We start from the raw sequence: 11,794 nt of genomic DNA, 5'->3' as shown, positions 1-11,794 counted from the left end.
CAGGCAATACGAAAGTCAGGCGGGCCGAAACCACCTGCAACCCATGCATGGGCTGGCGAAGCGGGTGGCGAAGACTGCTTCAATTTGCTATCAAAAACAGAGCGCGACAGGCAATAAAAGCGCCGGCATGCCGGCGCTTTTGCGCATGCTCACCTGAAAATGCGCCTCTGAGTTGCTGAAATCAAACCATCCCAAAGACAGCCATGACGATTTATAAATTGCTGTACTTTTCTATATCGGGTTTGATTTTTCTCGTGGCATGCGCGCCCCATTTTGGAAAATTCAGGACTGGAAAATCGCTTTTTTCAATGCTGGTGAAAATGTGGAAAGAAGGCATTCCAGGGTCACGCCTGATGATGATCACCTTCATCAACCTGATGATCTCTTCGATATCGTTTATTTTCTAAATTGGATTGGAAAATAAATACCAGTCATCGACAAACGTTTGAGATGTCAGCGTTCACCACCCACACGCCACGAATGGCGGCATGCTGGACAAATTGGTGCGATCCGACCGGCTCAATGCCCCACGTACCGCCCCGGCCGGTGGCTGATCCATAAAAACCCGCTCATCACCACCACCGCCAGCACCGAGTACGCCACGCGCTCGATCGGCACGATCACCAGCGCCAGCAGCACCACGGTGCAGTCGATCGCCATCTGCACCTTGCCCGCGCGCACCCCGTAGCGCTGCTGCAGGTACAGCGAGACGATGGTGGCGCCGCCCAGGCTGGATTTGTGGCGCGCGAGGAACAGGCAGCCCGTGCCCAGCAGCAGCCCGCCCAGCACGGCGGCGAACAGCGGGTTCAGGTAGTCCACGTGCATGACGTGGGGAAACAGCTCCGTCAGCACCGACAGCAGCGCCACCGACAGGAACGTCTTGACGGTGAACTCCCGCCCCATGCGCGTCCAGGCGAACCAGTAGAACGGCAGGTTGATGGCAAAGAACAGCTTGCCGAACGAGATGTCGGTCACGTAGTGCAGCAAGAAGGCGATGCCCGCCGTGCTGCCGATGAGCAGCCCCGCCTGGCCGAACAGCATGAGCGCCATGGCCACGAACAGCGTGCCGGCGAAGAGCGCCTGCACGTCTTCGTAATGCCCGTGGCGCAGCGACCCCATGGGGTACAGCGGCGCGGAAGGCGGCGGCGCGGCCTCGGCCGGGGGCGCAGGGGGTGGCAAGGGGGCTTCGGGCATGGCGGGGCGGATGGTTGTCACAGGCTACTCCAACACCGGCAGGCCATGCAAACAACGCGCCAGCCCGCGCTGGCGGTGGTGCCGGCGCCGGGCTATCGCCCCTCGCGGATCTCCAGCGCGCTGCCGCTGCGCAGCACCCGGCCCTGGCCGTCGAAGTACACGGTGAAGATCATGGGCTGGTTACCGCCGTCGTTCCAGCGCCAGTCCCAGGCGGTTTCGCCCTTGCGCTCGTAGGTCATGGCCTTCATGGGCTTGCCCAGGCGCCGGCGCACGTCGTCCATGGCCATGCCGGGCACGATCTGCTCGAAGTTGTGCGGCGCCAGCACCTGGCGCAGCGCGCTCATGCGGCCGTCGGGGCCGATGGTGATCATGTAGTTCTGGTGGCCGGCCGGCTGGCGGTTGTATTCGAGGGTGCGGGCACCGCCGGGCTCGTCCCACACGCGCTCGGGCTCGCCGAAGCGCGAGCGCACGTCGGCCTCGGTGGAACTGCCCTCCTCCAGTTCGCTGATGCGTTGCGGATCGCAGCCGGCGAGCAGGGCCGCCAGGACGCCGAGCGCGCAGGCCAGGCCGGTGGCGCGCAGCGCCCGGGCCGCCGGGGCGCTCCATCGGGGGGTGTTCATCGGGGGTCCTTTCCGGGGCAGTGTCGGGGTCCGCACTGTAGCGCGCCGAGGCGGCGGCGCCCCGGCCAAGGGCGGCGCCCGCTAAAATCGCCGCCTCCCTACAGTGACTGCACCACCGCCATGTCCTTCTTCCGCCGCCCCGACTACCAGTCCGACACCACCCAGTTCATCAACCAGCTCAAGACCGAGAAGCCCGAACTGGACGCGCAGCAGCAGGCCGGCCGTGCGCTGCTGTGGGACAAGCGCGTGGACCGCAGCCTCTGGGGCGAGTACGACGAAGCCAGCGTGCCGCAAAAGCCCTACGTCTACCAGACCCAGGGCTGAATCTCAGGCATCAAAATGCCATCCAGCGCAATAGCAACTAACGCTGGTAGCTATATTTTTAATAGCAAGCGATGAGCACCGCCGCGGACAGGGCCTCCGCCCCCGCCCTGCCCGCTGGGGGTGCCGAGGGCGCCTCCCCCCAGGTCGTGGATGCGGTGGCGCTGGCGCGCCTGTATGGCGAGCCGCTGTTCGCGCTGCCGACCGACCTGTACATCCCGCCCGATGCGCTGGAGGTGTTCCTCGAAGCGTTCGAGGGGCCGCTCGATCTGCTGCTGTATCTCATCCGCAAGCAGAACTTCAACATCCTCGACATCCCCATGGTGGGCGTCACGCGCCAGTACCTGGTGTACGTGGACGAGATCCGCAGCCGCAACCTGGAGCTGGCGGCCGAATACCTGCTGATGGCGGCCATGCTCATCGAGATCAAGTCGCGCATGCTGCTGCCGCCCAAGAAGCAGGAAGGCAGCGCCGAGCCCGAGGACCCGCGCGCCGAACTCGTGCGCCGCCTGCTCGAATACGAGCAGATCAAGCTGGCCGCGGCCGGCCTGTCGCGCATGCCGCAGTACGGACGCGATTTCCTGCGGGCGCAGGTGCACATCGAGCAGAGCCTGCAGCCGCGCTTTCCCGACGTGCACGTGGCCGACCTGCAGGAGGCCTGGCGCGACATCCTGCGGCGCGCCAAGCTGGTGCAGCACCACCGCATCACGCGCGAGGAGCTGAGCGTGCGCGAATACATGAGCGCCGTGCTGAAAGCCCTGCAGGGCCGGCGCTTCGTGGAGTTCGAGGAACTGTTCGAGCCCGAAAAAGGCAGCACCGTGCTGGTGGTGACCTTCATCGCGCTGCTGGAACTGGCCAAGGAAACCCTGATCGAGATCACCCAGGCCGAGGCGTTCGCGCCCATCTACGTGCGGCTGGCCTACACGCCGGTCTGAGCCGACGCCCTTCACCGCCACGGCCGGGCGCCCCGGCCCGAACGCCCCACACGTCCATACGCCCACACGAACCACCATGCCATCCCACGATTTCGACGTTCTCATCATCGGCAGCGGGCTGGCCGGGCTGTCGGCCGCGCTGCACCTGGCACCCACGCACCGCGTGGCGGTCATCACCAAGCGCGCGCTGCAGGACGGGGCCAGCGCCTGGGCGCAGGGCGGCATCGCCGCCGTGCTGGCCGAGGGCGACACCTACGAGGCCCACGTGCAGGACACCCTGGTGGCGGGCGCGGGGCTGTGCGACCTGGCCGCCACGCGCTTCGTGGTGGAGAACGCGCCCGAGGCCATCCACTGGCTGCAGGGCCTGGGCGTGCCGTTCTCGCAGGAGGACGGCGCCCTGCACCTCACGCGCGAGGGCGGCCACGGCGCTCGCCGCATCGTGCACGCCACCGATGCCACCGGCGCCGCCGTGCAGCGCACCCTGATCGACACCGTGCGCGCCACGCCCGGCATCACGCTGTTCGAGCAGCACACGCTGGTGGACCTCATCACCCCGCACAAGCTGCGCCGCGGCGGGCCGCAGCGCTGCCTGGGGCTGTATGCGCTGGATGAAGGCACCGACGAGGTCGTCACCTTCCGCGCGCCGCAGACCATCCTGGCCACGGGCGGCGCGGGCAAGGTGTACCTGTACACCACCAACCCCGACACGGCCACGGGCGACGGCATCGCCGCGGCCTGGCGCGCGGGCTGCCGCGTGTCCAACCTGGAGTTCATCCAGTTCCACCCCACCTGCCTGTACCACCCGCACGCCAAGTCGTTCCTCATTACCGAGGCGGTGCGCGGCGAGGGCGGGCGGCTCTTGCTGCCCGCATCGGCCGGCGGCACGCGCTTCATGCCGCAGCACGACCCGCGCGCCGAACTGGCCCCGCGCGACGTGGTGGCCCGCGCCATCGACTACGAGATGAAGCGCCACGGCCTGGACTGCGTGCACCTGGACATTTCGCACCAGAGCCCGGCGTTCATCCAGGAGCACTTTCCCAACATCCTCGCGCGCTGCGCCGAGCTGGGGCTGGACATCACGAAGGAACCCATCCCCGTGGTGCCCGCCGCACACTACACCTGCGGCGGCGTGCTCACCGACCTGGCCGGCCGCACCGACCTGCCCGGCCTGTTCGCCATCGGCGAGACGGCCTGCACCGGCCTGCACGGCGCCAACCGGCTGGCCAGCAACTCGCTGGTGGAGTGCATGGTCTTCGCGCGCGCGGCCGCCCAGGCGATCGCCGCCGCCAGCGCGGAAGCCGTGCCGGACGTGCCGCCGTGGGACGACAGCCGCGTGACCGATGCCGACGAGTGCGTGGTCATCTCCCACAACTGGGACGAGCTGCGCCGCTTCATGTGGGACTACGTGGGCATCGTGCGCACCAACAAGCGCCTGGAGCGCGCGGCGCACCGCATCACGCTGCTGCAGGCCGAGATCGAGGAGTTCTACGCGCACTTCCACGTCACGCGCGACCTGCTGGAGCTGCGCAACCTGGTGCAGGTGGCCGAACTCATCGTGCGCTCGGCCCAGATGCGCCGCGAGAGTCGGGGCCTGCACTACAGCCGCGACTACCCCGAGCGGGCCGCCCCGGCCGCGCCCACCATCCTGGTCCCGCCGGTCCGCTGACCGCCCCACCGCCCCACCGCCCCACCGCAAGCTCTAACCGTTTTCTTCGCCCCTCCCGCCATGCAACGCACCCTGCTGAAATCCAAGATCCACCGCGCCACCGCCACGCACTGCGAGCTGCACTACGAAGGCTCCTGCGCGATCGACGAAGACCTGCTCGACGCCGCGAACATCGTGGAGAACGAGCAGGTGCACATCTGGAACATCGACAACGGCGAGCGCTTCGTCACCTATGCCATCAAGGGCCAGCGCGGCAGCGGCATGGTGTCGGTCAACGGCTCGGCGGCGCGCCGCGCTGCCGTGGGCGACCTGCTCATCATTGCCGCCTTCGCCCAGGTCGAGGAGGCCGAGGTGGCCGCGCACCGGCCGCAGCTGGTGTTCGTGGACGCCGCCAACCGCCAGGTGGAACTGCGCCACCACGTGCCCACGCAGGCCCTGTGAAAGGCCACCCACGATGAACCAGGACACCCTCGTCGCCCGCAGCCTAGCCAGCGTCTGGCACCCGTGCACGCAGATGAAGCGCCACGAGGCCGACCCGCCCGTGGCCATCGCCAGCGCCCGCGGCCCGTGGCTGCACGGCACCGATGGCCGGCGCTACCTGGACGGCATCAGCTCTTGGTGGGTCAACCTCTTCGGCCACAGCCACCCGCACATCCAGGCCGCGCTGGCCGACCAGCTCGCGCGGCTGGACCACGTGATGCTCGCGGGCTTCACGCACGCCCCCGTGGTGGAGCTGTCCGAGCGGCTGGGCGCGCTCACCGGGCTGGGCCACGCCTTCTACGGCAGCGACGGCGCCGCGGCCACCGAGATCGCCCTCAAAATGAGCGCGCACTGCTGGCGCAACGCCGGGCGGCCGGGCAAGAGCCGCTTCGTGGGCCTGGCCGGCGGCTACCACGGCGAGACCGTGGGCGCGCTGGCCGTGACCGACATCGCCCTGTTCCGCGAGGCCTACGCCCCGCTGGTGCGCCTGGCGGCCACCGTGCCCAGCCCCGATGCGCGCGGCGCGCAGCCCGGCGAGAGCGCGCTGGATGCGGCCCGGCGCGCCGCCCAGGCGCTGGAGGTCTGGCTGGCCGAGCACCACGAGAGCACCGCCGCGCTGATCGTCGAGCCCCTGGTGCAGTGCGCCGCCGGCATGGCCATGCACGATGCCGAATACCTGCGCCAGGCGCGCGCGCTGTGCGACCGCTACGGCGTGCACCTGGTGGTGGACGAGATCGCCACTGGCTTCGGCCGCACCGGCACGATGTTCGCGCACCAGCAGGCCGGCATCCGGCCCGATTTCATCTGCCTGTCCAAGGGCCTCACGGGCGGCACGCTGCCGCTGTCGGCCGTGCTCACCACCGAGGCCGTGTACGCCGCGTTCTACGACGACGACGTGGCCCGCGGCTTCCTGCATTCGCACTCCTACACCGGCAACCCGCTGGCCTGCCGCGCGGCGCTGGCCACGCTGGAGTTGTTCGACCAGCTCGACCCGCTCGCGGCCAATGCGGCGCTGGCCGGGCGCATCGACGCCGCCTGCGCGCCCATCACGCAGCACCCGCGCGTTCGCCATGCGCGCCGGCTGGGCATGGTGTGGGCATGGGACGTGGAGACCTCCCTGCCCGATTTTTCCCGCCGCTACCACCGCCACGCCATGGCGCGCGGGCTGGTGCTGCGCCCCATCGGCAAAACGCTCTACGCCATGCCGCCCTACGTGCTCGACGACGAGGCCGTGCAGCACCTGGGCGATGCCGCCTTCGCCGCACTGCAGGCCACGCTGGCCGAGGAGACCGCCCCATGAACCCGACCCCGGCATTCGCCTGCTTCGTCACCGGCACCGACACCGGCGTGGGCAAGACGCTGGCCTCGGCCGGCCTGCTGCACGCGCTGGCGCGCCACCACACGCGCGTCGTGGGCATGAAGCCCATCGCCGCGGGCGCCGAATGGCACCATGGCCAGCTCGCCAACGAAGACGCCCTCGCCCTGCGCGCCGCCTCCACCATCGCGGTGCCCCCGGCGCTGGACAACCCCGTGCTGCTGCCCGACCCGCTCTCGCCCCACATCGCCGCCGAGCGCGCGGGCACGCGCATCGACATCGCGCACATCGTGCGTAGCTACGAAGCGCTGGCGGCGCAGGCCGATGCGGTCGTCGTCGAAGGCGCGGGCGGTTTCCACGTGCCGCTGTCGGACACCGAGACCGGCGCCGACCTCGCCCAGGCCCTGGGCCTGCCCGTGGTGCTGGTGGTGGGCCTGCGGCTGGGCTGCCTGAGCCACGCCGCGCTCACGGCCGATGCCGTGCGCGCGCGCGGCCTGCCGCTGGCTGGCTGGATCGCCAGCCGCATCGACCCGCACATGCGGGCGCCGCAAGAAAACCTCGACTGGCTCGCGCAGCGCCTGGGCGCCCCGCTGCTGGCCGACATTCCCTACCAGGCCGTGCCGGACGCCCGTGCGCTGCCCTTCGACCTTCCCGCCGCATGGACGACCCGATGAGCCCCCGCCCCGACGCCGCCTCCTGGATCGACGAGTTTCCGGCACGCATCGCCGCGCTCGACGCCGCCCACCTGCGCCGCCGGCGCCGCGCCGTGGTGCCGGCCGGCGGCGCGCACCTGCTGGTCGATGGTGCGCCCATGCTGGCCTTTTGCAGCAACGATTACCTGGGGCTGGCCGGCCACCCCACGCTGGCCGAGGCTGCCTGCGCGGGCGCGCGCGAGTTCGGCGTGGGCTCGGGCGGCTCGCCGCTGGTGAGCGGCCACAGCGCGGCCAACGCGGCGCTGGAGGCCGACCTCGCCCGCTTCGTGGGCCTGCCGCGCGCGCTGTACTTCTACGCGGGCTACGCCACCAACGCCGGCATCGTGCCCGCGCTCGTGGGCGAGGGCGATGCGCTGTTTTCCGATGCGCTCAACCACGCCTGCCTGATCGACGGCGCCCGCCTGTCGCGCGCCCGCATCCACCGCTACCCGCATGCCGACCTGGCCGCGCTGGAGGCCGCGCTGGCCAGCAGCCCCGCGCGCCGCAAGCTGGTCATCACCGATGCCGTGTTCAGCATGGATGGCGACGTGGCCGACATTCCCGCGCTGCTGGCGCTGTGCGAGCGCCACGACGCGCTGCTGCTGCTGGACGACGCGCACGGCTTCGGCGTGCTCGGGCCGCAGGGGCGCGGCGCGCTGGCCGAGGCGGGCCTGGTCGGCGCGCAGGCCTCGCGGCGCGTGCTGTACATGGCCACGCTGGGCAAGGCCGCGGGCGTGGCCGGTGCCTTCGTCGCGGGCGACGACGCCTTGATCGAATGGCTGCTGCAAAAGACGCGCAGCTACATCTTCGCCACCGCCGCGCCGCCGCTGCTGGCGCGCGCGCTGCAGGCCAGCCTGGCGCTCATCGAGGCGGAGGATTCGCGCCGCGAGCACCTCGCGCGCCTCGTCCAGCGCCTGCGGGACGGCCTCGCGCCGCGGCTGCAGGGCACGCACTGGCAGCTGGGGGATTCGCGCACCGCCGTGCAGGCCGTGGTGATCGGCGCCAACGACGAAGCCCTGGCCGCCATGGAAGGCCTGCGCCAGCGCGGCCTGTGGGTGCCCGCCATCCGCCCGCCCACCGTGCCCGAGGGCACGGCGCGCCTGCGCATCGCCCTGTCGGCCGCGCACACCGAGGCCGACGTGGACCGCTTGCTGCAGGCGCTGGCCGAGCTGGCGCCCGCCGCCGTGGAGGCCCTGGCATGACCTACAGCGTCAAGGAAATCTTCTACACCCTGCAGGGCGAGGGCGGCCAGGCCGGTACGCCCGCCGTGTTCTGCCGCTTCGCGGGCTGCAACCTCTGGAGCGGCCGCGAGGAAGACCGCGCCAGCGCCGTCTGCCGCTTCTGCGACACCGACTTCGTGGGCACCGACGGCACCCTGGGCGGCAAGTTCGCCACCGCAGACGCGCTGGCCGAGGTGATCGCCGCGCAGTGGCCCGCGCACGATGCCGCGCACCGCCTGGTCGTGCTGACGGGCGGCGAGCCGCTGCTGCAGGTGGACCCGGCCTTCATCGACGCCCTGCACGCGCGGCGCTTTCGCATCGCCGTGGAGAGCAATGGCACCGTGGCCGCGCCGCCCGGCATCGACTGGCTGTGCATCAGCCCCAAGGCCGGCGCGCCCTGGGTGCAGCGCAGCGGGCAGGAACTCAAGCTGGTGTGGCCCCAGCCCGGCTTCGACCTCGCCGCGCTGGAGTCGCAGACGCAGTTCACGCACCGCTTCCTGCAGCCCATGGACGGCCCGGAGCAGGCCGCCAACACCGGGCGCTGCATCGCCGCCTGCCTGGAGCGCCCCGCGTGGCGCCTGAGCCTGCAGACCCACAAGCTCACGGGCATCCGCTGAGCCCTGTTCCGTACCGTTTTTTTCGCCCCGTTCCCGCCCGTTCGCCGACCATGCAGTTCACCGTCCACCAGCGCTTTTTCTTCGATGCCGCGCACACCTTGCAGCGCGAGATCGAGGCCGAGGGCAGCCGCCGCATCCACGGCCACACCTACCACGCGGAGGTGGCCGTCACCGGCCCGCGCGATCCCGCCACCGGCATGGTCATCGACCTGGGCCACCTGCGCCAGCGCCTGGCCGCCGTGCGCGAGCAGCTCGACCACCACTGGCTGGACGAGGTGCCCGGCCTGGGCACGCCCACGCTGGAAAACCTGTGCCACTTCATCGCCCAGGCGCTCGATGGCATGCAGCCGCCCGCCAGCCGCGTGCGCGTGTGGCGCGAGGCGCTGGGCGACGGCTGCGTGCTGGACCTGGCGCCGCCCGGCCCGGTGCCGGGCTGAGCCCATCCGCCCCCTTCCCCTTCTTTCATCCCACCCCGCAGGAGAACCGCCATGCCCCACCTCGTCATCGAATACAGCCAGAACCTGGCCGGTCTGCCCGAAGCCCAGATGCTGGCGGAACTGAACCAGTCCCTCACCGCGAGCCCCGAGATCCAGAACGAGGCGGACCTCAAGTCCCGCTTCCTGCGCACCGACCGCTTCGAGATCGGCACCGCCCTCGCCGACCGCGCGTTCGTACATGCGCAGCTGCGCCTGCTGTCCGGCCGCTCGCCCGAGACCAAGCAGGACCTCGCCGGCCGCGTGGCCGACGTGCTGCGCCGTCTCACGCCCCGGCCCGGGGGCGTGATGGTGCAGCTCAGCGTGGAGATCGTGGACATGGACCGCGGGTCCTACGTGAAAGAGCGGCTTTGAGCCCCACAGGGCTCCAGCGCAATCAGTACTAAGGCATATTGCTACAAAATCAGCAGCAGAAGCCAGAACCAGGGGCCTTCGACCCCGCCGACTCAGGCCTGCAGCGTGGCGTCCAGCCAGCCCCGCAGGCTGTTCACGAACGCCCAGGCCCGCACCTGTGGCACCTCCTCCACGCGCAGCACGGCCTCGGTCACCCGGCCTTCGCGCAGGGCCACCGCGCGGCCCACGCCGGGCAGCAGGCCGCAGGACAGCGGGGGCGTGACCCACCGGCCGTCGGCCCGCAGCGCCGCGATGCAGCCGCGCGTGCATTCGGTGATCTCGCCGGCCTCGTTCCACAGCAGCGTGTCGAACACGCCTTCGGCCTCGGGCGTGAAGGCGTCGTAGTGCGCCCGGCGCGTGGTCTTGTGGCGCACGAATTCGCCGTGCGCGCCTTCCAGCGGGCGCGTGGCCAGTTGCAGGCGCACCGGCACGGTGGTGGGGGCCATCGCCCAGGCTTCGGCGCGCGGGTGGCCCGCCGCATCGAGCAGCAGGCGCGCGCGCCACAGCCCGGTGGGGTGGACCTGGGCCAGCGCATCCAGGCAGGCCTGAACGCGCGCCGCGTCGAAGGCATGGCCGAAGTGCGCGGCCGAGGCGGCCAGCCGCGCCACGTGGTCGGCGCGGTGGCGCAGCACGCCCTCCTCCAGCGCCAGGGTTTCCAGCAGGTCGAACGGGGCGCTGGCGCGCTGCAGGAAGGCGCTCTTGTGCTGCCACTCCCGCCACTCCGCCGCGGCCTGGGCGCCGGAGGTGATGCCGCTGCCGATGCCGCACCGCGCGTCGCGGCCGCGCAGCGTCACGGTGCGGATGGGCACGTTGAAGGTGGCGGCCACGGCGCCCTCGCCGTCCGGCCGCACGATGCCCACCGCGCCGCAGTACACGCCGCGCGGCGCGGGCTCCAGCGCGTGGATGGCCTGCATCGCTCGCACCTTGGGCGCCCCGGTGATGGATCCGCACGGGAACAGCGCGGCGAACACGTCGGCCAGCGTGGTGCCGGCGCGGGTGCGGGCCTCGACGTCGGACGTCATCTGCCACACGGCCGGCAGCGCCTCGGTGTGGAACAGCGCGGGCACGCGCACGCTGTGCGGCTCGGCGATACGCGAGAGGTCGTTGCGCAGCAGGTCCACGATCATCACGTTCTCAGCGCGCTCCTTGGGCGAGGCGCGCAGCGCGGCGGCCTGCGCGGCATCGTCCTCGGCCGTGGCGCCGCGCGGCGCCGTGCCTTTCATGGGCCGCGCCAGCAGCGAGCCCCCGCGCCAGTCGAAGAACAGCTCGGGCGAGACGGACAGGATCTGCTCCACGCCGCCGTCGATGCACGCGGCATAACCACCCGGCTGGGCGCGCTGCAGCGCGGCGAACAGCGGCAGCGCCGCCTGCGCCCCGCCCACCGGCGACACGGTGCCTCGGATCGGCGCGGTGTAGTTGACCTGGTAGAACTCGCCGGCCGCGATGGCCTGGTGAAGGTGCGCCAGGGCGGCATCGAACGCGGCGCGCTGCGGGCGGGTGTGCCAGTCCACCGTGGGCGCTCCCGCGCCGCCACCATCGCCATCGCCGGGGGAAACTGGCGGATCGGGCCAGGGTAAGGCCCGGTCGAACACGGCGAACCACGCCAGGGGCCCGTCGGCCGGGTGCGTGCGCAGCGCGGCGTCGAACGCGCCGGCCGCCTCGTAGCGCAGGTAGCCCAGGCACCAGGCCCCGGCGCGCGCCTCAGCCTCGGCCGCGTCCAGCACGGCGCGCACCTCGTGCGGCGCCTGGGCCACCAGCGTGCGGCGCGGCGCGGCGAACGCATGGCGCAGGCGCGGCCCGGCCGGGTGGCGCGGGTCGGAGAAGTCGATCCTGAAATTCACGTCAAA

Annotated in this window: 14 protein-coding genes; 10 read left to right on the top strand and 4 right to left on the bottom strand. The window is 71.1% G+C overall.

The window, feature by feature from the left end:
- Positions 1 to 211 precede the first annotated feature (211 nt).
- The 3 genes from R1Z03_RS01905 to R1Z03_RS01895 all read right to left on the bottom strand — a co-directional run bounded on the left by R1Z03_RS01905 (position 212) and on the right by R1Z03_RS01895 (position 1,814).
- Positions 212 to 370 carry a hypothetical protein gene (locus R1Z03_RS01905; protein ID WP_317356360.1) on the bottom strand — a complete coding sequence of 53 codons (159 nt, stop codon included), beginning with the start codon at positions 368 to 370 and terminating at the stop codon, positions 212 to 214.
- 149 nt (positions 371 to 519) lie between these two features.
- Positions 520 to 1,194 carry a YitT family protein gene (locus tag R1Z03_RS01900; RefSeq protein ID WP_372588228.1) on the bottom strand — a complete coding sequence of 225 codons (675 nt, stop codon included), beginning with the start codon at positions 1,192 to 1,194 and terminating at the stop codon, positions 520 to 522.
- Positions 1,195 to 1,286: 92 nt separating this feature from the next.
- Positions 1,287 to 1,814 carry an outer membrane protein assembly factor BamE gene (locus tag R1Z03_RS01895; protein ID WP_317356357.1) on the bottom strand — a complete coding sequence of 176 codons (528 nt, stop codon included), beginning with the start codon at positions 1,812 to 1,814 and terminating at the stop codon, positions 1,287 to 1,289.
- Between the two features lie 120 nt (positions 1,815 to 1,934).
- Between R1Z03_RS01895 and R1Z03_RS01890 the strand changes: the two genes are divergently transcribed.
- From R1Z03_RS01890 to R1Z03_RS01845, 10 genes are all read left to right on the top strand, one after another.
- On the top strand, positions 1,935 to 2,138 hold the full coding sequence (locus R1Z03_RS01890; RefSeq protein ID WP_272564986.1) for a DUF3460 family protein: 204 nt from the start codon (positions 1,935 to 1,937) through the stop codon (positions 2,136 to 2,138).
- Positions 2,139 to 2,209: 71 nt separating this feature from the next.
- A complete protein-coding gene (locus tag R1Z03_RS01885) occupies positions 2,210 to 3,070 on the top strand; it encodes a ScpA family protein (protein WP_317356353.1) in 861 nt (286 codons plus the stop codon).
- Between the two features lie 76 nt (positions 3,071 to 3,146).
- Positions 3,147 to 4,736 carry an L-aspartate oxidase gene (gene nadB, locus R1Z03_RS01880; RefSeq protein ID WP_317356349.1) on the top strand — a complete coding sequence of 530 codons (1,590 nt, stop codon included), beginning with the start codon at positions 3,147 to 3,149 and terminating at the stop codon, positions 4,734 to 4,736.
- A 60-nt stretch (positions 4,737 to 4,796) separates the two neighbouring features.
- Complete coding sequence (gene panD, locus R1Z03_RS01875; protein WP_284393461.1) at positions 4,797 to 5,177, top strand: aspartate 1-decarboxylase; 381 nt, start codon at positions 4,797 to 4,799, stop codon at positions 5,175 to 5,177.
- Between the two features lie 13 nt (positions 5,178 to 5,190).
- Positions 5,191 to 6,516 carry an adenosylmethionine--8-amino-7-oxononanoate transaminase gene (gene bioA / locus R1Z03_RS01870; protein WP_317356346.1) on the top strand — a complete coding sequence of 442 codons (1,326 nt, stop codon included), beginning with the start codon at positions 5,191 to 5,193 and terminating at the stop codon, positions 6,514 to 6,516.
- Positions 6,513 to 7,205, top strand: a complete 693-nt coding sequence (gene bioD, locus R1Z03_RS01865) for a dethiobiotin synthase (RefSeq protein ID WP_284393457.1) — start codon at positions 6,513 to 6,515, stop codon at positions 7,203 to 7,205. Before bioA ends, bioD begins: the two co-directional genes overlap by 4 nt.
- The gene (gene bioF / locus R1Z03_RS01860) at positions 7,202 to 8,425 is read left to right on the top strand and encodes an 8-amino-7-oxononanoate synthase (RefSeq protein WP_317356341.1); all 1,224 of its coding nucleotides are present in this window, start codon (positions 7,202 to 7,204) and stop codon (positions 8,423 to 8,425) included. The genes bioD and bioF overlap by 4 nt, the downstream gene beginning before the upstream one ends.
- Positions 8,422 to 9,060, top strand: coding sequence for a 7-carboxy-7-deazaguanine synthase (gene queE, locus R1Z03_RS01855; protein WP_317356338.1), 639 nt, complete (start codon positions 8,422 to 8,424; stop codon positions 9,058 to 9,060). Before bioF ends, queE begins: the two co-directional genes overlap by 4 nt.
- Before the next feature lie 50 nt (positions 9,061 to 9,110).
- Entirely contained in the window at positions 9,111 to 9,497 is a 387-nt protein-coding gene (locus tag R1Z03_RS01850; protein ID WP_317356335.1) for a 6-carboxytetrahydropterin synthase, read from the top strand.
- 51 nt (positions 9,498 to 9,548) lie between these two features.
- Positions 9,549 to 9,908, top strand: coding sequence for a 5-carboxymethyl-2-hydroxymuconate Delta-isomerase (locus tag R1Z03_RS01845; RefSeq protein WP_317356332.1), 360 nt, complete (start codon positions 9,549 to 9,551; stop codon positions 9,906 to 9,908).
- A 92-nt stretch (positions 9,909 to 10,000) separates the two neighbouring features.
- On the opposite strand, the gene R1Z03_RS01840 is transcribed toward R1Z03_RS01845, so the two are convergent.
- Positions 10,001 to 11,788 (bottom strand): chorismate-binding protein, encoded by a 1,788-nt coding sequence (locus R1Z03_RS01840; RefSeq protein WP_317356330.1) that lies wholly within the window; start codon positions 11,786 to 11,788, stop codon positions 10,001 to 10,003.
- Positions 11,789 to 11,794: the final 6 nt, after the last annotated feature.

Source organism: Acidovorax sp. BLS4 (assembly GCF_032929295.1).
GTDB lineage: Bacteria > Pseudomonadota > Gammaproteobacteria > Burkholderiales > Burkholderiaceae_C > Paracidovorax.
This window is presented reverse-complemented; position numbering and strand designations above follow the sequence as displayed.